The 22577-nt window shown below is 70.9% G+C and carries 22 protein-coding genes; 12 read left to right on the forward strand and 10 right to left on the reverse strand.

The window, feature by feature from the left end; translation table 11 throughout:
• Positions 1-180: 180 nt before the first annotated feature.
• The gene (locus tag H613_RS0102930; RefSeq protein ID WP_026922627.1) at positions 181-948 is read right to left on the reverse strand and encodes a sporulation protein; all 768 of its coding nucleotides are present in this window, start codon (positions 946-948) and stop codon (positions 181-183) included.
• Between the two features lie 67 nt (positions 949-1015).
• On the reverse strand, positions 1016-2308 hold the full coding sequence (locus H613_RS0102935) for a nicotinate phosphoribosyltransferase (protein ID WP_026922628.1): 1293 nt from the start codon (positions 2306-2308) through the stop codon (positions 1016-1018).
• 180 nt (positions 2309-2488) lie between these two features.
• Between H613_RS0102935 and H613_RS24015 the strand changes: the two genes are divergently transcribed.
• The 9 genes from H613_RS24015 (at position 2489) to H613_RS0102980 (ending at position 10966) form a co-directional block, all read left to right on the forward strand.
• Positions 2489-3754, forward strand: a complete 1266-nt coding sequence (locus H613_RS24015; protein ID WP_051392871.1) for an MFS transporter — start codon at positions 2489-2491, stop codon at positions 3752-3754.
• 44 nt (positions 3755-3798) lie between these two features.
• Positions 3799-4281, forward strand: coding sequence for a M67 family metallopeptidase (locus H613_RS0102945; RefSeq protein ID WP_026922629.1), 483 nt, complete (start codon positions 3799-3801; stop codon positions 4279-4281).
• Positions 4282-4348: 67 nt separating this feature from the next.
• Positions 4349-4627, forward strand: a complete 279-nt coding sequence (locus H613_RS24020; RefSeq protein ID WP_035736029.1) for a MoaD/ThiS family protein — start codon at positions 4349-4351, stop codon at positions 4625-4627.
• 135 nt (positions 4628-4762) lie between these two features.
• Complete coding sequence (locus H613_RS0102955; protein ID WP_026922630.1) at positions 4763-5713, forward strand: PLP-dependent cysteine synthase family protein; 951 nt, start codon at positions 4763-4765, stop codon at positions 5711-5713.
• Positions 5714-5738: 25 nt separating this feature from the next.
• Positions 5739-6134 (forward strand): hypothetical protein, encoded by a 396-nt coding sequence (locus tag H613_RS0102960; RefSeq protein ID WP_156925796.1) that lies wholly within the window; start codon positions 5739-5741, stop codon positions 6132-6134.
• Positions 6135-6273: 139 nt separating this feature from the next.
• The gene (gene murI, locus H613_RS0102965) at positions 6274-7077 is read left to right on the forward strand and encodes a glutamate racemase (protein ID WP_026922632.1); all 804 of its coding nucleotides are present in this window, start codon (positions 6274-6276) and stop codon (positions 7075-7077) included.
• 6 nt (positions 7078-7083) lie between these two features.
• The gene (locus H613_RS0102970) at positions 7084-7842 is read left to right on the forward strand and encodes an MBL fold metallo-hydrolase (RefSeq protein ID WP_026922633.1); all 759 of its coding nucleotides are present in this window, start codon (positions 7084-7086) and stop codon (positions 7840-7842) included.
• A 58-nt stretch (positions 7843-7900) separates the two neighbouring features.
• Positions 7901-9673: a hypothetical protein gene (locus H613_RS0102975; protein ID WP_026922634.1), complete on the forward strand. Its 1773-nt coding sequence runs from the start codon at positions 7901-7903 to the stop codon at positions 9671-9673.
• A gap of 87 nt (positions 9674-9760) precedes the next feature.
• Complete coding sequence (locus H613_RS0102980; RefSeq protein WP_026922635.1) at positions 9761-10966, forward strand: deoxyguanosinetriphosphate triphosphohydrolase; 1206 nt, start codon at positions 9761-9763, stop codon at positions 10964-10966.
• A gap of 5 nt (positions 10967-10971) precedes the next feature.
• Here H613_RS0102980 and H613_RS0102985 read toward each other — a convergent pair whose 3' ends face one another.
• The 5 genes from H613_RS0102985 to H613_RS24025 form a co-directional block, all read right to left on the reverse strand.
• Entirely contained in the window at positions 10972-12225 is a 1254-nt protein-coding gene (locus tag H613_RS0102985; protein ID WP_211234682.1) for a PP2C family protein-serine/threonine phosphatase, read from the reverse strand.
• A 132-nt stretch (positions 12226-12357) separates the two neighbouring features.
• The gene (locus tag H613_RS0102990; RefSeq protein ID WP_035736036.1) at positions 12358-12771 is read right to left on the reverse strand and encodes a PIN domain-containing protein; all 414 of its coding nucleotides are present in this window, start codon (positions 12769-12771) and stop codon (positions 12358-12360) included.
• Entirely contained in the window at positions 12764-13003 is a 240-nt protein-coding gene (locus H613_RS0102995) for a type II toxin-antitoxin system VapB family antitoxin (RefSeq protein WP_026922638.1), read from the reverse strand. The genes H613_RS0102990 and H613_RS0102995 overlap by 8 nt, the downstream gene beginning before the upstream one ends.
• A 76-nt stretch (positions 13004-13079) precedes the next feature.
• Positions 13080-13766 carry a tRNA (guanosine(46)-N7)-methyltransferase TrmB gene (gene trmB, locus H613_RS0103000; RefSeq protein WP_026922639.1) on the reverse strand — a complete coding sequence of 229 codons (687 nt, stop codon included), beginning with the start codon at positions 13764-13766 and terminating at the stop codon, positions 13080-13082.
• Positions 13733-14554 carry a SepX/GlpR family protein gene (locus tag H613_RS24025; RefSeq protein WP_051392872.1) on the reverse strand — a complete coding sequence of 274 codons (822 nt, stop codon included), beginning with the start codon at positions 14552-14554 and terminating at the stop codon, positions 13733-13735. Before H613_RS24025 ends, trmB begins: the two co-directional genes overlap by 34 nt.
• A 366-nt stretch (positions 14555-14920) precedes the next feature.
• On the opposite strand from H613_RS24025, the gene H613_RS28845 reads away from it, so the two are divergent.
• Positions 14921-17440: a sigma-70 family RNA polymerase sigma factor gene (locus tag H613_RS28845; RefSeq protein ID WP_051392873.1), complete on the forward strand. Its 2520-nt coding sequence runs from the start codon at positions 14921-14923 to the stop codon at positions 17438-17440.
• A 26-nt stretch (positions 17441-17466) separates the two neighbouring features.
• Positions 17467-17982 (forward strand): GtrA family protein, encoded by a 516-nt coding sequence (locus tag H613_RS31280; RefSeq protein ID WP_169731942.1) that lies wholly within the window; start codon positions 17467-17469, stop codon positions 17980-17982.
• Between the two features lie 345 nt (positions 17983-18327).
• On the opposite strand, the gene H613_RS24045 is transcribed toward H613_RS31280, so the two are convergent.
• The 3 genes from H613_RS24045 to H613_RS29780 all read right to left on the reverse strand — a co-directional run bounded on the left by H613_RS24045 (position 18328) and on the right by H613_RS29780 (position 20916).
• Complete coding sequence (locus H613_RS24045; protein ID WP_051392875.1) at positions 18328-18852, reverse strand: PH domain-containing protein; 525 nt, start codon at positions 18850-18852, stop codon at positions 18328-18330.
• 229 nt (positions 18853-19081) lie between these two features.
• Positions 19082-20068: a hypothetical protein gene (locus H613_RS0103030; RefSeq protein WP_026922640.1), complete on the reverse strand. Its 987-nt coding sequence runs from the start codon at positions 20066-20068 to the stop codon at positions 19082-19084.
• Positions 20065-20916: a biotin--[acetyl-CoA-carboxylase] ligase gene (locus tag H613_RS29780; protein WP_035736043.1), complete on the reverse strand. Its 852-nt coding sequence runs from the start codon at positions 20914-20916 to the stop codon at positions 20065-20067. The genes H613_RS0103030 and H613_RS29780 overlap by 4 nt, the downstream gene beginning before the upstream one ends.
• A gap of 42 nt (positions 20917-20958) precedes the next feature.
• Between H613_RS29780 and H613_RS0103040 the strand changes: the two genes are divergently transcribed.
• A complete protein-coding gene (locus H613_RS0103040; RefSeq protein ID WP_026922641.1) occupies positions 20959-22533 on the forward strand; it encodes an acyl-CoA carboxylase subunit beta in 1575 nt (524 codons plus the stop codon).
• Positions 22534-22577 lie beyond the last annotated feature (44 nt).

The following is a 22577-nucleotide window of genomic DNA, read 5'->3' on the forward strand; positions in this document are numbered from 1 at the left end:
CCGTCTCACTATAAGTATACGTATATCATATACGTATACGTTGAGCGGGTGCAAGTCCCGGGGCGTGAAAACGGCCGGGCGGCCACCGCGTCACGCGGTGGCCGCCCGGCCAATGTCAATTATAGGTTATAGCCTATATGACTGCCTTTTAGGTTATAGGTTATAACACGGGCTTCGCGGTCAGATGCCCTTGCGCTGGATGAGCTGCTCCAGTTGGGCGCGGACCGCTTCGGTGGCGTCGCTGCCGTCGTCGGTGGCGATGCCGAAGCGCACGAAGCGGTTGTGGTCGGGGGTGAGCAGGCCGCCCGGGTTGTCGGTCTGGAGGATCACATCGGTGTTCGACTGGCTCGCCACGAACGTCACCTCGACCTCCTTGAGCTTGTCGGCGAACTCGCCGGTGGCCCAGTACTCGACCTCCTGGTAGAACGGCATGTGCGATCCCGCGATCGTGCCCTTCTCCAAGTCGGCGGACTGGAACACGAAGCCCAGGCCCTCCAGCGCGTCCATCACCGCGGTCTGCACCGGCAGCGGCTCGATCGTCAGCTCGTCCATGTCGCCCTTGTCGAAGGCGTTGTCGAGCGCGAGCTTGGTGGACACGCCCAGTTTCATCCCCGGCAGCGGGCGCCCGGCCACGGTGCTCAGCGGCGTCTCCCACGGCACGGCGGCCTCGAAGTCGATGGAGTGGCCGGTCCCGGGCGCGAGATTGAACGGGCCGGAGACCTGCGCGGAGAAGAAGTCCGTGGTGAACGTCTTCTCCTCGCCCTTCGAGTCGTCCTCGACGACGGCGGTGTACTCGATCTCGATGCCCTCGACCTTCCCGGCCACCTCACCGCCGGTGAACGACACCGAGCCCTGGAGCGTCCCACCGGGAGTGACGTGGAGGTTGGTCAAAGCGGTGTCGACGGAGACTCCAACTCCGAAGACGGACTTGACAATATTGAACACCACTGGGGCGAGTCCTTTCCGGGAGGATATTAGGGGGAGTTGCTCAATCGGGTAGCTGAATCGTATCGCGCTAGCTGGCAGCGCGCATCACTACCGGCACCGCCGGGTCGCCGGGAGACAGTTTCAGTCCCTCCCAAGGGATCGAGATCAAACGCTGGCGGAGCAGCTCCCGCGACTCGTCGAGGCTCGGCTGCTCCACCGGCTCGCCGCCGCGGAACAGCGGCGTCTGGAGGCGCTTGTCGCCGGGCATCGACTCCGGCTCGCCCTGCGAGACGACGACCTCCTCGACGGCCGTCCCGGTCGGCTTGTGCCGCCTGACGGCGGTCTTGCGCCCGCCCGTGGTGCCCTTGTGCTCCGAGCGCTTCGCCACCGGGCGACCCTCCACTTCGACCAGTTTGTACACCAGCTGCGCCGTCGGCGCGCCCGAGCCGACCACCACCGCCGTCCCGGCCCCGTAGATGTCCACCGGCGCGGCGGCCAGCGCCGCGATCGAGTACTCGTCGAGGTCGCCGGAGACGACGATCTTGGTGTCCACCGCGCCCAGCTCGTCGAGCAGCTCGCGGGCGCTGGTCGCCATGACGTCCAGATCGCCCGAGTCGATCCGGATCGACCGGAGCCGGGGACCGGCGACGGCGATGGCGTTGCGGATGCCCTGTGTGATGTCATACGTGTCGACCAGCAGGGTCGTGTCGGTGCCGAACGTCGCGATCTGCGCCTCGAACGCATCCACTTCGGAGGAGTGCAGGAGTGTGAAGGCGTGCGCGCTGGTGCCCGCCGTGGGCACCCCGTAGCGACGCCCGGCCTCCAGATTGGACGTCGAGGCGAAGCCCGCGAGGTAGGCCGCGCGGGAGGCGGCGATGGCGGCGGCCTCGTGCGTGCGCCGCGAGCCCATCTCCAGGATGGGACGTCCGCGCGCGGCGGTGACCATGCGGGCCGCGGCCGAGGCCACGGCCGAGTCGTGGTTGAGGATCGACAGCGTCAGCGTCTCCAGGAGCACGCACTCGGCGAAGGTGCCCGTGACGGTCACGATCGGCGAGCCGGGGAAGTACAGCTCGCCTTCGGCGTAGACGTCGATGTCGCCGCCGAAGCGGTAGTCGGCCAGCCAGGCGGCCGTGGACTCGCTGATGACCTGATGCGAGGTGAGGTCGGCGAGCGTCGCCTCGTCGAAGCGGAACCGGCCGATCGCCTCGCCGAGGCGCCCGATCCCGGCGACCACGCCGTAGCGGCGGCCGGTGGGCAGGCGGCGGCCGAACACCTCGAACACGCAGGGGCGGTCGGCGGTGCCGTCGCGCAGGGAGGCCTCGAGCATCGTGTACTCGTAGTGGTCGGTGTACAGGGGTGTGCGGGGGAGCGTGACGGACATGCGAACGAGCCTAATGCACGAGTGCGGCTCATGCCTTTCCATCGCCGCGCCTGTCCGAAGGGTGCCCGAGTGCCCGTCATGGCATGCCCAGGGCGGAGCGCTCCGGGGCCGGGCCTACGCTGGAAAAGGCTTTCCCTAACCGGCCGGCCAGTCGACCCGACTCCCCCCAAGGAGCGCCCCGTGATCGCCCGCACCGCCGAGCCGAAGTTCTCCGGTCCGCGCATGGTCGTCATCGCGACCCTCGCCATGGGCCTGACCGCGCCCGGCCAGACCGCCTCCATCTCGGTCTTCATCGACCCGATGATCGCCGACCTCGGCATCGGCCGCACCGCCGTCTCCGCCGCCTACATGGTCGGGACGCTCGCCGGTGCGTTCGCGCTGCCGTGGGTCGGCAGAGCAGTCGACTTGTACGGGGTGCGGCGCGTCATGTCCGTCGTCGTCGCCGCCTTCGGCTCGGCCTGCGTCGGGCTGTCCTTCGCCCAGAACCTCGCCGAACTCGCGCTCGGCTTCATCGGCATCCGCATGCTCGGCCAGGGCGCGCTCGGCCTGTGCGCGGCCACGCTCGTCTCCCGCTGGTACGCCAAGCGCCGCGGCCAGGTGGTGAGCATCCAGATCGCGGTCGGCGGCGGCATCATCGCGCTCTCCCCGGTGCCGCTCGAACGGCTCATCGCCGCGTTCGACTGGCGCACCGCGATGCTCGTCGAGGCCGCCGTCGTCATCGTCGTCCTGCTCCCCGCGGCCCTCATATGGGCCCGCAGCCGCCCCGCCGACCTCGGCCAGTTCGTCGACGGCGACCCCGCCAACGGCGGCAGGTCCCGCGCCGAGCACGGCGCCGACCGCGCCGAGGCGGTGCGCCAGCCGTTCTTCTGGGTCCTGGTGGGCGTCTTCGCCACCGCCGGGTTCTTCAACGCCGCCATCGGCTTCCATCTCATCGCCCTCCTCGGCGAGCGCGGCCTGTCGGCCACCGAGGCCGCCGCGAACTTCCTGCCGCAGGCGATCGCCGGGACCGCCGCCACCCTCCTGGTCGGCTCCGTCATCGACCGGGCCAGTCCGCGGCTGGTCATCGCCGTCGCGATGCTCGCCTTCGCCGCCGCCTTCGTCTGGGGCACCGTCGCCGAGCCGGGCTGGTCGGCCGTGTGCTTCGGCGTCGTCTTCGGCGGATGCGGCAACGCCCTGCGCGCCATCGAGAACGGGATCACACCGCAGCTGTTCGGCACCGCCCACATCGGCGCCCTCCGCGGCGTCGTCTCCGGCGTGACCATCACCTGCAGCGCCTTCGCGCCGCTTATCTACTCGCTGTCCTACGCCTGGACCGGCTCGTTCTCCCTGGTGCTGCGGCTGTCGGCGCTGGTGCCGCTCGCCGTCGCGGTCGCCGCGCTCATCGCCCCGCTGCCGCGCCTCCGCCACGGCGCCGAACGCGAACCGGAGGCGCGTCTCACGAGCTGAGCGAGGGCGGTCGACGGGCCGGTGCCGCGTGTACGCTTGTCGGCGTGTTGCGGATAGCGCATGAACTGGTCGAGGCGATGGTCGCCCACGCCCGGGCGGACCACCCGGACGAGGCGTGCGGACTCATCGCCGGCCCCGAGGGCACGGGAGAGCCGAGAAGGCACGTCCCGATGACCAACGCCGCCCGCTCCACGACCTTCTACGAGTTCGACGCCGAAGAGTGGAAGCGCGTCTACGACGAGATGTGGGAAGCCGACGAGGAAGTCGTCGTGAGCTACCACTCCCACACCGCCACCGAGGCCCGCCCGTCGCGCTCGGACACCGCGATCGCCTCCGAGATGGGCCTCCCGCAGGCGCACTACGTGCTCGTGACCACCCGCGACCCCGAGGTCGCCGAGGTCCGGTCGTTCCGCATCGCCGACGGCGAGGTCGCCGAGGAGCCCATCGAGGTGCTCGGTGCCCCTGACGCGGTGCAGACGTACAAGTTCGCGCACAGCCCCGACTCGACCGTCTACGACTGTCACTGAACCGCCGCCGCAGCCCCCTGCGGCGAGACGAGTCTGCCGTTTTCCCATGATCGAAGAAGGAATCTCCATGTCTGTCGAAGTCCGCGTCCCCACCATCCTGCGCAGCCACACCGGCGGCCAGAAGCTCGTCTCCGGCTCCGGCGAGACGCTCGCCGAGCTGTTCGACGACCTCGACGCCGCCCACAGCGGCCTCAAGGCCCGCATCGTCACCGACGAGGGCAACCTGCACCGCTTCGTCAACGTCTACGTCAACGACGAGGACGTCCGCTTCATCGGCGGCCTCGAGGCGAAGCTGTCCGACGGCGACTCGGTCACGATCCTGCCCGCCGTCGCGGGCGGCATGTAGCGATCGCGCCGCCGTGGGCCCGCGCCAGCCGCTCCCACCCCTCGCCCACCGCCACCCGATGTTGAGAGCGCTTCGCGCTCGCAGTGCGAAGCCGGCGCCGCAAGCGACGCCTTCCCCCGAACGGGAGTGAACGCTGTGTCTCGATACACCGACATCACCGAGACCCTCGGCGACACGCCGCTGGTCGGCCTGCCGAGGCTCTCGCCCTCACCGCACGTCCGGCTGTGGGCCAAGCTCGAAGGGGCCAACCCGACCGGCTCGGTCAAGGACCGCGTGGCCGCCAAGATGATCGAGGCCGCCGAGTCCGAGGGCCTCCTCACCGAGGGCAGCACCATCCTGGAGCCGACCTCCGGCAACACCGGCATCGCCGTCGCGATGCTCGCGCGCCGCAAGGGCTACCGCCTGGTGTGCGTCATGCCCGAGAACACCTCCGCCGAGCGCCGCCAGCTGCTGACGGCCTTCGGCGCCGAGATCGTGTTCTCCCCGGCCGCCGGCGGCTCCAACGCCGCCGTCGCCAAGGCCCGCGAGATGGCGGCCGAGCGGCCCGACTGGGTCATGCTCAACCAGTACGCCAACCCCGCCAACGAGGCCGCCCACTACGAGGGCACCGGCCCCGAGCTCCTGCGCGACCTGCCGGGCATCACGCACTTCGTCGCCGGGCTCGGCACCACCGCGACGCTCATGGGCGTCGGCCGCTACCTCACCGAGCGCGTGCCCGACGTCCAGATCGTCGCCGCCGAGCCCCGCTACGGCGAGCTCGTCTACGGTCTGCGCAACCTCGAGGAGGGCTTCGTGCCCGAGCTGTACGACGAGAAGGTCCTCACCAGGCGCCTGTCCGTCGGCACCGAGGACGCGCTGGAGCGCACCAGGGAGGTCCTCGCCGCCGAGGGCCTGTTCGTGGGCCTGTCGACCGGCGCGGTCCTCCACGCGGGCCTCTCGCTGGCTCGCGAGGCCGAGCGGGCCGGGCGCAGCGCCGACATCGCGCTCCTGGTGGCCGACGGCGGCTGGAAGTACCTGTCGACCGGCGCCTACTCCGCGGGCCTCGACGACGCCGTGGGCGTCCTGGACGGTCAGGTGTGGGCGTGACGCTCCATCTTGCTAGCCTGGCCGCATGAGTTCCGCCGAGCAGACCAGCACCCTCCTGTCAGGGACGGAAGCGGACATTCCGCGCCAGGGTGCGCCGCTCGGCGGCGCACCGGCCTCGCCGGACCCCACGTCCCGTGCGGACGAGCGGCCCCAGGTGCGGCTGCGGCGCCTGGCCGGGGTCGCCGTCTGGGCGCTCGCCCTGGTCCTGGCCGGGTCGGCCTCGGCGATCGTGGGCCTGTTCCACGTCTTCGGCGACGCGCCGTCTTGGTTCACCCCGGCGTTCATCACCACCGGCGTGGTCGGGATGCTCCTGACGATGATGGCGTTCGCGACCCTGCGCTTCAAGGGCGTGCCGTGGATGTTCATGACCGCCGCGTCGGTGACGCTGCTGGCCGCGTTCGCGATGCTCTCCATGGCCTGACCGGCCCCGCCGCCCCGAGCGGGACCCCGACACGAGACCGCCGCATATTTTATGTGGCGAGCGCCACCATGTCATTTTGGCGACATTCACGTGGCGAGGAGCGGCGCGACCCCCGTTTCCGGACGTACGCTCGGAGCCCATGAATGACGCGCCCATCGGGATCTTCGACTCCGGTGTCGGGGGCCTGACCGTCGCCCGAGCGGTCGCCGAGCAGCTGCCCGCCGAACGGCTGGTCTACGTCGGCGACACCGAGCACGTCCCGTACGGCCCCAGACCGATCGCCGAAGTCAGGAAGCTCACCCTCGACGCCTGCGACCACCTGGTCCGCCAGGAGGTCAAAGCGCTGGTGATCGCCTGCAACTCGGCGTCGGCGGCCAGCCTGGCCGACATCCGGGACCGCTACGACGTCCCGGTCGTCGAGGTCATCAGGCCCGCGGTCCGCCGCGCGCTCAAGACCACCAGGACCGGCCGGATCGGCGTGATCGGGACGGTGTCGACGATCTCCTCGGGGGCCTACCTCGACGCCTTCAACGCCGTACCGGACGTGAAGGTGACCGCGGTGGCCTGCCCGGCGTTCGTCGACTTCGTGGAACGGGGAGTGACAACCGGCCGACAGCTCCTGGGCCTGGCCCAGGGGTACCTTGAGCCGCTACAGCAGTCCGACGTCGACACGGTCGTGTTGGGCTGCACCCACTACCCGCTGCTGTCGGGACTCATAGGACTGGTGATGGGAGAGGACGTGACGCTGGTGTCGTCCGCGAGCGAGAGCGCCCGCGAACTGTACCGCGTGCTGACCGAGCGCGACCTCCTCGCCGAGCGCGAGGGGCCCGCCGAGCACGCCTTCTACGCCACCGGGGACCCGGATGCCTTCACCCGCACCGCACGCCGCTTCCTGGGGAACCTGTTCCCGAACGCCGCGACGGCAGCACTGGACGAGGTGTGACCTGCCATGAAACTGACTGTGATCGGATGCGCCGGCTCCTTTCCGGCACCCGATACGCCCTGCTCGGCTTACCTGGTGGAGGCCGGCGGCCAGCGGCTGCTGCTCGACTTCGGCACCGGCTCGCTCGGCGAGCTCCAGAAGTACCTCGACCCGCACCTGCTCGACGCGGTCATCATCACGCACCTCCACGCCGACCACTTCTTCGACGCGTGCGCCTACACCGTCATGCGCCGCTACGCGCCCGCCGCGCCCGGCCACCCGATCCCGCTGTACGGGCCCACCGGCGTCGCCGAGCGCATCGTCGCCGCCTACGGCGGCCAGGGCGAGCTGTGCCACCCGTCGCTGCGCGACGTCTACGACTTCCGCGAACTCGAGCCCGGCACGTTCGAACTGGGGTCGATGACGATCACCGTCGACCGCGTCGCGCACCCGGTCGAGACGTTCGGCGTCCGCGTCGAGCACGCCGGGTCCTCATTGGCGTACTCGTCCGACACCGGGCCGTGCGAGGCCTTCGAGTCCCTCGCCGCCCATTGCGACGTGCTCCTGGCCGAGGCCTCCTACCTGGAGGGCCGCGAGAACCCGAAGGACGTCCACCTCACCGGCAAGGAGGCCGGCGACTACGCCACCAAGGCCGGTGCCGGGCGCCTCCTCCTCACCCACCTGGTGGAGCCGTGGGGCTCGCGCGAGGTCACGCTCGCCGAGGCCAAGGGCGCCTACACCGGACCGGTCGAAGTGGTCAGGCCCGGCCAGGTCTACGAGTTCTGATACCCGCTTGGCACGTAATCGGGATGTCGGTGTTGCACCGGCGACCTAGTTTCAAAGGATGTCGAGCTTCAACGGTCCGCAGCAGTACAACATCGAGCCCGGGTCGCCCCAGGGCGGGGCGCAGCCGCCGCCTGCCCAGCAGCCCCCGCAGCCGTACGTCGAGCAGCCCCCGCCCGGCGCCTACGGCGGCCAGCAGCCGCCCTACCAGCCCCCGGGCGGCTACACCCCGATGCCCCCGCCGGGCCCGCCGCCGCGCCGCCGCCGCAGCACCGTCATCGTCGCCACGACGCTGTCCGTCGTGCTCGTGGCCGCCATCGGCGCGTTCGTGTTCTTCAACTTCTTCTGGACGTCGGGCCCCGACCCGGCCGAGCGCTTCCCCGCCTCGGCGTCCATGTACCTCGAGCTCAACCTCGACCCGTCCTTCGACCAGACGCCGAAGCTCATCGAGCACCTGAACAAGTTCGAGGGCCTCGACTACGACGACACCAACGACATCATCGCCGACCTCCTCGAGGAGTCCGGCCTCGAAGGCGTCGACGCCGACGAGGACATCGCCTCCTGGCTCGGACGGCGCCACGGCATGGCCATGTGGGAGCACGACGGCGCCCCGTACGCCGTGGTCAACCTCGCCAGCACCGACTCCGGCGCCGCCGAGGCGGGCCTGGCGAACATCCGCGAGGCCTCTGGCGTCACCGAAGACCAGTGGGCCTACACCGTGAACGACGACTCGGTGCTCATGGTCGCCGGCGACGAGGGCGCCGCGGCCGCGCTGGAGGCCGCCGAATCCGAGGCCGGCTCGTCACCGCTGTCCTCGTCCTCCCAGTACGAGGAGGCCCGCTCCTGGCTCGACGGCGACCAGCTCGCCGTCTACTGGGTCGACGTCGACGCCGTCGGCGACATGGCCGCGGCCATGGGCGGCGAGGACGTCTTCACCGGTGTCGAGTCGATGTACTCCGGTCACGGCATCGTGGGCCTGTCCGCCTTCGACGACGGCTTCGAGCTGTCCTACCGCCTCTTCGGCGAAGAGGACGACCCGTGGACCGGCTCCGAGGAGCTGCTCGACGACATGGGCCAGATGCCCGCCTCCGACATCGTCGCCGTCGCCGACATCCCCGACAACCTCGCCGAGGTCTCCGAAGAGTGGATGAGCGACCTCGAGGGGCTCGGCGGCGAGACCGAGACCGGGACCGAGCCCGCCGAGGGCGAGGGCCCGCTCACCGACGCCGAGTACGAGGAGTACCTCACGCTCGACGAGCAGTGGTGGAACGACACCCTGGCTCCCGAGGACGAGGGCCGCTACTACGAACTCGAGGAGCGCTACTGGGCCTACGGCACCGAGGACGAGCCCCTCGACGGCGGCTACGACGACTCCGGCGCGGGCTACGAGGAATTCCTCGGATCGGCCGAAGAGGTCATCGACCTCCTGTCCGGCGCCCAGCTGTCCTTCGCCGCCGACTTCCCCGCCGAAGGCGAGGAGTTCGACCCCGAGAGCGTGTTCGCCTCCGTCCTGCTCGCCGAGGACCGCGCCGAGGACCTCGACGCGCTCATCACCGAGATGGCCAGTGGCGAGGAACTGCCCGAGGGCATCGAGGTCGACGGCTCGGAGCTGTCCTACGAGGGCGGCGCCGTCGCGGGCGGCGCGCTCGCCGACGACGACCGCTTCAGCGACTTCGCCGCGGACGCCCCCGACAGCGCCGCGCTCGGCATCTGGGTCGACCTGGCCGACGTCGGCTCCTACGCGGAGGAGGCCGAACCGCTGTCGGCGTTCGCCTGGGCCCACGGCACGGTCGACGGCGACGGCACCGGACTGGCCCGCCTCTACCTGAAGTAACCGCAGTACGCGATCGACGGGATCGGCCACGCTACGCTCGACAGCGTGACCGATCCCGTTCCGCATGCCCCCGGTGCCGAGCGCCGCGTGCGCGAGGCCGAGTCGGTCCGCTCGCCGTTCCAGCGCGACCGGGCGCGGGTCCTGCACTCGGCGGGGTTCCGCCGCCTGGCGTCCAAGACGCAGGTCCACACCGCGGGCACGGACGACTTCCTCCGCACGCGACTGACGCACTCGCTGGAGGTGGCCCAGATCGCCCGGGAGACCGGCGACAGGCTCGGCTGCGACCCGGACGTGGTGGACGTGGCGGGCCTGGCGCACGACCTCGGCCACCCGCCGTTCGGCCACAACGGCGAGGACGCGCTGCACGAGGCGGCGCTCCCGTGCGGCGGCTTCGAAGGCAACGCCCAGACGCTGCGGGTCCTCACCCGCCTGGAGGCGAAGATCCTCGACGCAGGCGGCGCCTCGGCGGGCCTGAACCTGACGCGCGCGTCCCTGGACGCGACGTGCAAGTACCCGTGGGAGGCGCGCGAGGGCACGCGCAAGTTCGGCGTCTACGCCGACGACCGGGACGTCTTCGACTGGTTCCGCGCCGGCGCCCCCGCGGGGGAGCAGTGCCTGGAGGCGCAGGTGATGGACTGGTCGGACGACGTGGCCTATTCGGTCCACGACGTCGAGGACGGCCTGCACGGCGGCTACATCGACCTGGCGAGGCTGATGGACGACCGCGAGGAGCAGGCGGGCGTGTGCGCCGACGTGGCCGGGCGCTACTCGGACGAATCCGAGGCGGCCCTGGCCGAGGCGCTGAAGGATCTCCTGCGCGACCCGGTGATGCGGGCCCTGCACGACTACGACGGCTCCTTCGCGGCGATGGTGGCCTTGAAGTCGTTCACCTCGACGATGGTGGGCCGCTTCGTGAGCGCGGCGGTCGGGGCCACACGGGACCGCTACGGCCGGGCCCCGCTCGGCCGCTACGACGCGGACCTGGTCGTCCCCGAGCGCGAACGGGTCCAGTGCGCGCTGCTCAAGGGCATCGCCTGGCGCTATGTGATGCGCCCGCGGACCGCCGAGCCGTACTACGCGCGCCAGCGGGAGACCCTGACCGACCTCGTGACGCTGCTGTCCGACCGCGGCCCCGAGGCGCTGGAGCCGATGTTCGCCGCCGCCTGGCGCCGCGCGGGCGACGACGCCGCGCGCCTGCGCGTCGTGATCGACCAGGTGGCGTCCCTGACCGACGCCTCGGCGACCGCCTGGCACGCCGGACTCGCGGCCGGCGGTGCTCGGCCCGCGGCGTGAGGCCGTCAGAACCGCGGGAGACCGACGGTCCGCTCGAGCCGGCGCCTGCTCGTCTTCTCGGAGCTGATCCACTCGGCCAGGAGGACGGTCGCGTCGTCGGTCAGCTTCCCGCCGTGGTGGTCCAGAATGCTGCGGATGAGACGGCGCAGCGTCTCGGGCGTCGGGAGCTGGTCGGAGTGGTGCCGGATGAGGAAGTCGGTGAACTGGTCGAGACCGAACTCCTGGCCGTCGTGGTTGCGGGCCTCGGTGATGCCGTCGGTGTAGAACACCACGCGGTCGCCGGGTTCCAACTGCTCGCTGCATACCGTGGGATCCAGCCCCAGGTCGGTGCCCATCGGGTGGGCGGGAGGGCACTTCAGACTGGTCGACCAGCGCTGGCCGCGGATGATGATCGGCGCCGGGTGGCCGCGGTTGATCCACCGCAGCATGCCGTCGCGGGTGTCCAAGGTGGCGAGGACGCCGGTGACGTACTGGTCGCCGTTGAACTGCTCTATGAGGATGCGCTCGATCTCCACGCTGGTCTCGACCAGGTCGACGTCGCGGCGCCGCCGGTTGCGGTAGATCGACATGGCCAGGTTGACCGCGATCCCCGCGGTGGTGTCGTGCCCCATGGAGTCGAACACCGCCAGGTGGGCCGTGTCGCCGGCCATCGCGTAGTCGAAGGCGTCGCCGCCGACCTCGTAGGCGGGCTCCATGACGCCGCTGATCACCACGTCGGAGTCCGCGTACGTCCGCGGCGGCATCAGCTGCCACTCCTGCTCGGCGGCGACCTCCATGCGCTTGGTGCGCAGCAGGCGCGGATAGGCGTCGCTGGTGCGGCGCCGGGCGAGCAGCACCAGTGCGACCATCGACGCGAGCCGCTCGATCTTCCGGACGGTGTCGGGGTCGTCGCCGGGGCTGCCCGCGCGCAGGACCCCGAGGCGCTCGGTGCCCTTGATCAGCGGCACCCAGCACAGAAACCGGTCCCTGCCGTCCCGGGACCCCATCACTGGCTGCCCGTACTGGAAGGCGCGGCCGGCCATCGTGCCCTCGACGGCGTACTCCCGCTCGGACTCCTGCTTGGCGTCGACGCCGATGCCGGTCATCTCCCGCAGCACTTCCTGCTGCATGTCGACCAGGTAGATCGCCACGTCCTCCAGGTCGGCCATGGCGGCGCACCGGTTCACCTCCTGCGGGATGTCCTTGAAGGCCACCAGGTGGCTCGCGTCCAGCAGGCTGACGAGCATGGCGAGGACTCCGCCCTCATAGCGAGCGTCCATGTGCCGTGTCCCTCCACGAGGAGCCGGTGGCCCCGGTGGCCGGTCGGCTTGGCACCTGGTTTACCACCTGGGCGGGGAACGAAACGCGTATTCCGGCACTTCGGCCTCGGCGGGCGGTGACCGAGCCGCCGGTCAGGCCATCGGACGCACGTCGCGCTCTCGCAGCTCGGTCATGACCGACGCCACGCTGCGGAAGTCGTTGTCGAGATGCAGAACCGTGCGGTCGTGGTGGACCGCGGTGGCGCACACCAGCAGATCGATCACCCCCGCCGACCGGTGCTGCCCGCGCTGCGTCAGCCGGTGCTGGGCCGTTTCGACCCAGCGCCAGGCGTGCTTGGGGACCGGAACGGTCCGACACATGCGGTCGAGGTCCTCGGCGAGCTCGTCGCGGTGCGCGGCGCTCATCGCCGAGAAGAGGAACTCGGCCCGTGTGGCCTCGCAGATCCCGAAGGCGCCCGACGCGATGTGCTCGTGCCAGGCCTCCATGGCGCGGGCGTCGCGGAACAGGAACCAGAGCGCCGAGGTGTCGAGCAGGTGGTCACCGATCACCGGCGGCGTCTTTCCAAGCCTGCTTGGCCGCTCGGTGGGCCTCGGCCGCCGCGTCGAACTCCCCGCGCCGCCCCCGTTCGTACAGGCGCTCGGCGGCCTTCAGTCGCTCCATGCGTTCGACGTATTCACGCAGCGCCGTGTTGACGGTGTCCTTCTTGGTCGTGGTCTCCATGAGGCGCATCGCCTTGGCGAGTGCCTCGTCGTCGAGGTCGATCTGCGTGACGGACATGCCTTCCCCCCGATGTTGGTGACATTTGTATCAAGCATACATCGGGCTTCCTCATGGATCGCCTTCCCCGGCGGGGTCAGCGCCTGCGGAAGACGAGGTCGAAGATCTCCCGGCCCGCGGCGGTGCCGCGGCGCTCGAACTTCGTCACCGGGCGGTGCTCCGGCCGCGGGGCGTAGCCGCCTGCGGTGTTCTCCAGGCCCTCGTCGGTGGTGAGGACCTCGAGCATCTGCTCGGCGTAGTCGGCGATGTCGGTAGCGCAGTGGAGGACGCCGCCGCTGCGAAGCAGACCGCGCATCGTGGCGACGTGCGCGGGCTGGATGATCCGGCGCTTGTGGTGGCGCTTCTTTGGCCAGGGATCGGGGAAGTACACGCGGATCTCGTCGAGCGAGCCGGGCGCGATCCCGTGCCACAGCAGCGGCAGAGCATCGCCCTTGTAGACGCGCACGTTGTCGAGGCCGCGCTCCTCGGCGCGGGCCATGAGGTCGGCGATGCCCTGCGGGTAGACCTCGACGGCCAGCAGGTCCCGGTCGCGGTCGGCGTCGGCCATCGCGGCGGCGGCCTCGCCGTTGCCCGAGCCGATCTCGAGGACGAGCGGGGCCTCGCGCCCGAACAGCGCCGCGGGGTCGATTTCACCGTCCTCGGGCTCCCACTCCACGCCGTAGCGGGGCCACAGGCGGGCCATGGCCTCGTCGTGGCGCGGCTTGTTGCGGCCCTGGCGGAAGTTGAACGTCAGGATGTGGCGGTGCTCGGTCTGCTCAGGCATAACCCTTCGAGCTTAGCGGGGGACTCGTACGAGCGGCCCCTGATGCCGCCGGTGGAGTCCGGCCGCCGCGCCTCGGGACGCTGCGGCGGGTCCTCGGGCTCGTGCAGCGTGCCGTTCTCGAACAGGAACGACTCGCGGTGCTCCTCGTCCTCGTACCCGTCGTCGGCGCCGGGCTGCTCGGGCACGTACGTGGGCGGCCCCTCCTCGGGCTCGTCGTCGGGCTCGGTGGTGAGCATGGCGCGCGGGCGGCGGGCGGCCCGGCCGCCGCGCCGCTGCTTGGCGCGGGCGCGCAGGAAGTAGACGTAGGCGCCGAGGACGACGAGGGCGATCCCCGCGCCGAGCCAGAAGCCGGGCCCGGCGACGACGACGCCGAGCAGCTCAAGAAGCGTCAGGGCGATGAGTACGTAGAGGATGCGGCGGTGCCGCCGCCGCCACCATTCCGCCCGCATCTGCCGAAGCCTGGCCGTCTCACTCATCTCGGGGTCCTCGCCGGTCACCGACTGGTCGACTTCCAACCGTACCGACTCGCCGCGGCCGCTGCCGCGCCGCTCCCGGCCCGGCGATGCCTCGGGGACCCCGACCGGCCCGGGCGCGGGCGTTTCGCCCGGCTCATCGGGGGCGTCGCGGTCCGGTTCGGGGCGGTGGGGCTCACGGGTGAGGACGCGCCCGTCGGAGGCGGCGCGGTCGGCGATCATGCGCTCGTCGGGGTCGTAGCGGCGCACCAGCGCGGGGGTCAGTGCGAGCAGGCTGGTGGCGACCAGCAGGGCCAGCAGGACCGAAGCGGGCATGGCTCACCTCCCGGGGTCGTTCGCGAGATCCGTGCGTTTCTCAACGGTACGCAATAACCTGACAGATTTCCGACAGTCAGCTGGAACACCGCTGAGCACGACCTATACCGTCACTCGTGGTCACAATCGAATCACAATTCACGATAACGCTGGATATTCGCCTGGAAATTCGGAAAAGGTCCTATTCGTAATGGTTTCGATTTCGCCTACCCTCTAGGCACAACCCGAACCGTAGTCACTCGTTAACCCGGTGAAGGTGCCGCCCGCCGCCCCCGACCGTTCGGCACAGCGGCCACCCTGACGAGCCACAACCCGAGCCCCTGATGCTACGAGCTCGGCGCCACAAGGAAGGAGCACCGGCGAACCATGCCCGACGATGTATCCGCCGGAAATCCCCGCCGCGTCGAAACCCGCGACCCCGACGCCCTGTCCGACCCCGAACTCCTCGCCGCCACCCGCGAAGGCGACACCGCCGCCTACGCGGTCCTGTACGAGCGCCACGTCCACGCCGCCCGCCGCCTCGCCCGCGTCCTCTCCAGGGACGCCGCCGGAGCCGACGACCTCGTCTCTGAGACGTTCGCGAAACTCCTCCACATCCTCCGCGAAGGCCGCGGCCCCGACCTCGCCTTCCGCCCCTACATGCTCCGCACCCTCCGCAACACCTTCTACGACCGCGTCCGGCGCGACCAGCGCGTCGAGTTCACCGACGACCTCGCCGCCCTCGACGCCGGCGAGCTCGTCGCCGACCCCACCGTCGACAGCACCGTCGCGGGCGCCGAGCGCCGCTACGCCGCCCTCGCCTTCGGCAAACTCCCCGAGCGCTGGCGCATGGTCCTGTGGCACACCGAGGTCGAAGAGGACACCCCGGCCCAGATCGCCGCCATGCTCGGCATGACCGCGAACGGCGTCGCCGCCCTCGCCTACCGCGCCCGCGAGAAGCTGCGCCAGAACTACCTCACCGAGCACGCCGCCGACGCCCCGCCCGAGGCGTGCCGGTGGACCGTCGACCGGCTCGGCGCGCGCGTCCGGGGCAAGCTCGGGGTCCGCGACGCCGAACGCGTCGACGACCATCTCGAAGGCTGCGTCTCCTGCAATCTGCTGTTCGCCGAGCTCACCGAGCTCAACTCGGGCCTGCGCCTCGTCCTCGCCCCCGTCATCCTCGGCGCCGCCGCGGCCCCCTACCTCGCCGCCGGCGCCGCCTCCGCGGCCGGCATCGCCGCGGGCGGCCTCCTCGGCGCCCTCCTCTCGCCGTTCCTCGCCTTCGGCAACTGGATCAGGGGCGTCGCCCAGCAGCTCGGCACCAAGGGCTCCATCGCCACCGGCGGCAGCACCGCCGCGGCCGTGGTCGCCGCCGTCGTGGTCTTCGCGCTTCTGCCCAGCGAGGAGGAGAGCGAACCGCAGGCCGCACCCGAGCCGCCGGTCGCCGAGACCCAGGAGGCGGCCCCGTCGCCCGACGATGAGGAGGAGCCCGCCGAGCCCGATCCCGAGCCGGACGACCCCGAACCGGCCACCGACGACTCCACCGGCCTCGTCCCGGCCGAGGACGAGCCCGTCGAACCGGCCGAGCCCGCCGCCTACGGCATCGAGCACGGCCTCGGCAGCTCCGGCCTCATCGCCGGAGGCGAGGGCGTCCTGCCGATCCGCCTGGAGCCGGGGAGGCCGGGCGGCGGCTACGCGCCCACCACCCGCCAGGCCGACCGGACCCCCGAGTCCGCGCGCGCCCTGCCGCGCCAGACCGCTTGGGGGCAGGCCGCCACCGATCGCGTCGGCATCGAGGTCACCCTCCCCGAGGGCATCGCGCTCGCCGCCGAGGAGGCCGAACCCGGCTGGCGCTGCGAGAGCGACGGCCCGCTCGTCCGGTGCACCATCGGCGAGCTGCCCGACCCCGCCGTCGCCGAGGTCCGCATCGCCATCGCCGAGGACGTCAGCGGCTACCAGACCTTCGCCGTCTCGATCTTCGGCCCCGACATCTCCGGCGCCACCGACCTGCGCGTCCCGGTCGCCCCGGCGGGCACCGAGGTCGCCTACGCCAGCCTCGACGCCACCGGCGTCACCGCCGCGGGCAACACCTGGCTCACCTGCGACGTCCCCGCCTGTGAAAACGCGAACGGCAATGGCAATGGCAACGGCAATGGCAACGGCCCGATGAAGCCGTACAAGCCGAAGCCAGGTGACCCGCAGCCCCCGACCGGCAAGGAGGGCGAGGCCGTCAGCGGCACCGCCGTCGACGTCCCGGGCGGCGCCGAGATCCGCTGGGTGGGCCTGTACTGGGCGGGCGTCGACGACGACCTGCCGCTGGAGGTCGCCCTGGCCGGTCCCGGCGGCGCCTGGAGCGAGCTGAGCGCCGCCACCGTCACCGACACCGATCCGGGCGTGCAGGCGTTCGTCGACGTCACCGGCCTGGTCACCGGGCCGGGGGAGTACTGGCTCGCCACCGACAACCACGCGCTGCCCGCCGCGCAGTGCGAGCACGGCAACGCGTGGGGCAGCCCGCACTGCTCGGGCCCGAAATGGGCCGGGTGGTCCCTGACGGTCGTCTACGCCGAATCCGGCGCCGACTCCCGGGAGGTCGCCGTCTACGACGGGGCGCCCGCGGCCGACACGGTGATCGACGTCCGCGGCGGCGGCGAGGTCACCGTCGCCTACACGCTGTGGGGCTCCTCGGCATGCGAGGACGGCGACGAGCTCACCGTCGGCGGCCAGGACATGGGGCAGCCGGGGCGCGGCCACGCGAACGGCGCGGCGAACGGCCCGCAGTGGCGCACGTTCGGCGTCGACGTCGCCGTCAGCTCCACCGACCTGGCCGAGGACGGCGAGGTCCGGTTCGCCCGCGGCGGCGATCCCTTCATCGTCGGGGTCGTGGCCGTCGCGGCACCGAGCGGCTGAGACCCCGAACACGCTACGCTGTGGAGGTGCCGAGCACCTCCGCAGAAACCGTGCCCCAGACGCCTTCGGGCTCAAGGCCGCGCAATCCGATCACGCGCGGCTGGCGGCTGCTGCGGTCGCACGGCGGCGAGCTGTTCCGCTTCGTCGGCGTCGGCGGCACCGCCTACTGCATCGACGTGGGGCTGTTCAACCTGCTCATGCTCGGCCTGGACTGGCCCGACTGGATCGCCAAGACCACCGCGACCGTGATCGCCACGACGTTCGCGTTCTTCGGCAACCGGTACTGGACATGGCGCGACCGCCTCGGTTCGAGCGCGGCCCATCGCCAGTACCTGCTGTACTTCTTCTTCAACGGGATCGGGCTGCTCATCTCGCTCGCCTGCCTGTGGGCCAACAGCGGGCTCGCGCAGGTCTGGCCCGAGTACTTCGACACGGTGCTGGCGAAGAACCTCGCCGCGAACGTCATCGGCGTCGGCCTGGCCTCGACGTTCCGCTTCTACGCCTACCGCACTTGGGTGTTCCGCAGCGCGGGGCGGCTCTGAGGTCGGTTCGGGAACGGCACCGAGAAGCTCAGGCGGGTGCTCCGCCGCGCGGGACGGGCCTTGCGGTCGGTTCGGGGACTACGCCGGGAAACCGGGCGGGGCGTTCCCCGCGCGGAGCGGCCCTGTGGTCGGTTCGGGGGCGTCGCCGGAAAGCCGCGCAGGTGCTCCGCCGCGCGAGGCGGACCTGTGGTCGATCCGAGGCTGCGCCGAGAAGCCGGTGGTGTTCCGCCCCGCCGGACGGCTCTGAGTCGCGCAGCGAGACGGCGGACCCTATAAGTTATAACCTATAAGATGATTATAGGTTATACCCTATAAGATCCGCCGTGGCGGTCGCGGGGCTTCCGATCAGGTGCCGTCGCTGGTCTGGGCGCGGCGGTTGCGGTCGTCCTCGGCAAGCTGGTAGATGACGGCCTTGACCTTGTCCACCTGGGGCACGTCGGTGAGTTCGATCTCCCCGTCGTCGGTGGCCGAGTCGATCTTCAAGTCGCCGTAGCCGAAGATGCGCTCGGTGATCGACTGCGTGTAGGAGACGGTGTTGACTCGGGCCAGGGGGATGTGGCGGCTCTCGCGCGTCACCATGCCGGTCCGCCACATGACGCGCTGGTCGGTGATGACGTAGTGCGTGGTCTGCCACTTGATCCAGGGGACGACCGAGAGCCACACGAGCAGGCCGACCGTGATGACGACCTCGGCGAGGATGAGCCACGTCTTGATCGACCAGTCGGTCCCGGCCGTGTAGTAGATGGCGATGGCACCGATGAGGAGGAAGACGACGAACCAGAGGACGGGCCCGATGGCCTCCTTCCAGTGCGGGTGCGAATGAAGCTGGACCTGCTCGCCGCGGGCAAGCTGATCATCGGGATACCCCACTGCGTGACCTCCAGGAGTGAGCGTCGGGCTGTACGAAATTCACGGCTCGCAAGCTTGCCGCCGGGTGCGTTCACGGTTCGCGGGCGTCGCCGCTGTGCCGATGTACGGCTCGCAGGCTTCGCCGTGAAGGGCGGTAATCGTTGCCCCTGCACAGTACAACACCGTGTCAGCGTGCGGGTGCGCCAGATTCCGCGCCGCGGCCGCGGCGCGCCGGGACCAAACCATCCGTTTAGGACACCCAGCCGTGCTTGGCGGCGTGCCAACCCAACTGGATCCGCGTGTCGACGTCGGCGAGGTCCATCAGCTCGCGGACGCGCCGCTGCACCGTGCGCAGCCCGATGCCGAGCTTCGAGGCGATCGCCTGGTCGGTGAGCCCGGCGATGAGCAAGCTCAGCAGCAGCGCATCGTCATCGCCGATGCCGGCGCCCGCGGCGCCCTCGGCGTCCGCGCGCGCCGAGATGGCCGTGTCCCACAACCGTTCGAACAGCTCCAGTGCCAGCCGCACGATCGACTCGTTCGCGGTGATGAGCGCCCGCGGCCGGTCCGAACCCGGGTCCTCGATGATGACGGTGCGGTCGTCGATGATGAGCAGCTTGAGCGGCAACCGCTTGGCGAAGCGGATCTCGTCGCTCCAGTCCAGGTGCTGACGCAGATGCGCCCCTTCGGGATCGGAGTCGAGGATGGAGCGGTCGAACAGCAGCCGGTACCGCACTCCCCGCGCCTGGAGCTCCCGGTGCTGCTCGCCGTCGGGCGTCGGCAGGACCATCGGCGGCTTGACGAAGGTGCGGACGTACCGCTCGGCACCGTCCCGCAGCTGCGTCAGCCGCGACTGGATGGCGACGGCGCCGGTGACCTGCTCCCAGCGCCCGCGGTCGTCCCGCCCGCCCCGGCCGGGGCCGGTGCGGTGAATCTCCAGCAGCTCGCGCAGCGCCTCGTAGCCGAACCGGACGGTGTTGAGCTGCAAGGCGAGCCGCCCGCCCAGGACGATGTCCGGGGCGACGGCCCGGTATCGCGAATCGGCGCTCATCGTGGCGAACCCGGCGTCGACGAGCTCGGCGAGCAGCTCCCGCACGTCCGCGGAGGCCAGGCCGCTCTCGGCGGCCAGCTGGGCGACCGAGGCATCGGACTTGGACAGCAGGAACCGGTAGAGCCGCTCGGAGTCCATGCCGAGCCCCGTGGCGGTGTCGTCGGGCTCCGCTCGTACGTCGTCGGTCAATACGCCACTCCTCGGTCGCCTCGCCGGAGGTGGACGATGTCGCCCGCAGCGACCGTCAGCACCTCCTCGCGTCCCTCCCCGTCGCGGCCCGCCACGACCAGGCGTCCGTCCGCGGCGATGTCGGTCGCCACGCCCGCCACCTTGCGGCCGTTGGGGAAAGATACCGCAACCGGGCGCCCCAAGGTGGCCGAATATTCGCGCCACCGCTCGATGGCGTGCGCCGGGCCCGAGGCGTTCCACGTCCGGTACACCGCCGCGAAATGCGCCAGGAAGGCCGCGGCGATCACCTCCCGCTCGAGCGTCGCGGCCCCCTCCAGCAGCAGCGAGGTCGCCTCCGGCACGGGCAGCTCGGCCTCGGTGAGCGACACGTTCAGGCCCAGCCCGAGCACGACCGCGCCCCCGATGGGCTCGCCCTCGTCGCCGGCGCCGCCGACCGCCGCGAGGATCCCGCACACCTTGCGCCCGCCGATGAGGACGTCGTTGGGCCACTTGAGCTTCGCCGAGACGCCCGCGACGGCCCGCAGGGTCTCCTCCAGCGCCACCGCGGCCGCCAGGCTCAGCGTCCCCCACTCGTCCCGCGGACGGTCGGGGCGCAGCAGCACCGACATCATCAGCCCAGCCCCGCTCGGGCATTCCCACTGGCGGCCCAGGCGCCCCCGTCCGGCGCTCTGCTGCTCGGCGATGAGGACCCGCCCCTGCTCGCCGCCGCGCCGCGCCAGGTCCACCAGGTCCTCATTCGTCGAACCAGTGACGTCTACCACATTTACTTCGGTCCAGAAGTCGGACTTCTCCGACAACAGGGCCCGCAGCGCTGCCCGGTCCAGTGGCGTTCGCGTCGGTGTGCTCACGCACCCAGCGTAGCCACAGACGGGGCCGATACGATCCGAGTCGTGACCGACATCGACATCCACACGACGGCCGGGAAGCTCGCCGATCACGCCGAGCGCCTCGACGAGGCGGCCACCGGCAACCCCCGCGCCATCGAGAAGCAGCATGAGAAGGGCAAGCGCACCGCACGCGAGCGCCTGGAGGCGCTGCTCGACGAGGGGTCGTTCGTCGAACTCGACGCCTTGGCGCGCCACCGCTCCACCAACTTCGGCATGGAGGCCAACCGGCCCTACGGCGACGGCGTCGTCACCGGCTACGGCACCATCGAAGGCCGCGAAGTGTGCGTCTTCGCGCAGGACTTCACCGTGCTCGGCGGCTCCCTCGGCCAGGTCTCCGGTGAGAAGATCACCAAGATCCAGGACCTGGCGCTCCGCACCGGCCGCCCCATCATCGGCATCTCCGACTCCGGCGGCGCCCGCATCCAGGAAGGCGTCGCCAGCCTCGGCGGCTACTCCGACATCTTCTTCCGCAACGTGCGCGCCTCCGGCGTCATCCCGCAGATCTCGCTCATCATGGGGCCCTGCGCGGGCGGCGCGGTCTACTCCCCGGCCATCACCGACTTCACCGTCATGGTCGACCAGACCAGCCACATGTTCATCACCGGGCCCGACGTGGTCCGCGCCGTCACCGGCGAGGACGTCGGCATGGAGGAGCTCGGCGGCGGGCGCACCCACAACGCCGTCGCCGGCAACGCCCACTACCTCGCCAGCGACGAGGACGACGCCCTCGAATACGTCAAGCAGCTGCTGTCGTACTTCCCGTCGAACAACCTCGACGAGCCGCCGGTCTACGAGTCCAAGGACTTCGAGCTCGACCTGACGAGCACCGACGTCGAGCTCGACAGCCTCATCCCCGACTCGGCGAACCAGCCCTACGACATGCACAAGGTCCTCGAGGCCGTCCTCGACGACGGCGAGTTCTGCGAGACGCAGGAGCTGTTCGCCAAGAACATCATCACCGGCTTCGGGCGCCTCGACGGCCGCCCTGTCGGCATCGTCGCCAACCAGCCCATGCACTTCGCCGGCTGCCTCGACATCGACGCCTCCGAGAAGGGCGCCCGCTTCATCCGCTTCTGCGACGCGTTCAACATCCCCGTCATCTCCTTCGTCGACGTCCCCGGCTTCCTGCCGGGCACCTCCCAGGAGCACGACGGCATCATCCGCCGCGGCGCCAAGCTCATCTTCGCCTACGCCGAGGCCACCGTCCCCAAGCTCACCGTCGTCTGCCGCAAGGACTACGGCGGCGCCTACTGCGTCATGGGCTCCAAGGGCGTCGGCGCCGACCTCAACCTGGCCTGGCCCACCGCCGAGATCGCCGTCATGGGAAGCCAGGGCGCGGTCAACATCCTCTACCGCCGCGACCTCGCCAAGGCCGATGACGAGCAGGCCAAGCGCGCCGAGCTCATGGCCGACTACGAGGAGAAGCTCAACAACCCGTACGTCGCCGCCGAGCTCGGCTACATCGACGCGGTCATCCAGCCGCGCGACACGCGCGCCCAGCTCGTCCGCGGGCTGCGCATGACCGCCTCCAAGCGCGACGAGCTGCCCGCCAAGAAGCACGGCAACATCCCGCTCTGAGGCGCGCCCGGCGGGCCCGGGACCTGCGCTCCGAGCCCGCCGCG

Origin of the sequence: Glycomyces arizonensis DSM 44726 (assembly GCF_000482705.1) — a bacterium.
GTDB classification, from domain to species: Bacteria; Actinomycetota; Actinomycetes; order Mycobacteriales; family Micromonosporaceae; genus Glycomyces; species Glycomyces arizonensis.

What these genes read in the sequence shown, in the direction of transcription:
- H613_RS0102970 (WP_026922633.1), top strand. Translation starts at nt 7,084, where the DNA reads ATGAAACTGACTGTGATCGGATGCGCCGGCTCCTTTCCGGCACCCGAT.
- trmB (WP_026922639.1), bottom strand. Translation starts at nt 13,766, where the DNA reads ATGCCTGAGCAGACCGAGCACCGCCACATCCTGACGTTCAACTTCCGC.
- H613_RS0102935 (WP_026922628.1), bottom strand. Translation starts at nt 2,308, where the DNA reads ATGTCCGTCACGCTCCCCCGCACACCCCTGTACACCGACCACTACGAG.
- H613_RS0102985 (WP_211234682.1), bottom strand. Translation starts at nt 12,225, where the DNA reads ATGGACGCTCGCTATGAGGGCGGAGTCCTCGCCATGCTCGTCAGCCTG.
- H613_RS28845 (WP_051392873.1), top strand. Translation starts at nt 14,921, where the DNA reads ATGCCCGACGATGTATCCGCCGGAAATCCCCGCCGCGTCGAAACCCGC.
- H613_RS0102975 (WP_026922634.1), top strand. Translation starts at nt 7,901, where the DNA reads ATGTCGAGCTTCAACGGTCCGCAGCAGTACAACATCGAGCCCGGGTCG.
- murI (WP_026922632.1), top strand. Translation starts at nt 6,274, where the DNA reads ATGAATGACGCGCCCATCGGGATCTTCGACTCCGGTGTCGGGGGCCTG.
- H613_RS24025 (WP_051392872.1), bottom strand. Translation starts at nt 14,554, where the DNA reads ATGCCCGCTTCGGTCCTGCTGGCCCTGCTGGTCGCCACCAGCCTGCTC.
- H613_RS0102995 (WP_026922638.1), bottom strand. Translation starts at nt 13,003, where the DNA reads ATGTCCGTCACGCAGATCGACCTCGACGACGAGGCACTCGCCAAGGCG.
- H613_RS24020 (WP_035736029.1), top strand. Translation starts at nt 4,349, where the DNA reads ATGTCTGTCGAAGTCCGCGTCCCCACCATCCTGCGCAGCCACACCGGC.
- H613_RS0102960 (WP_156925796.1), top strand. Translation starts at nt 5,739, where the DNA reads ATGAGTTCCGCCGAGCAGACCAGCACCCTCCTGTCAGGGACGGAAGCG.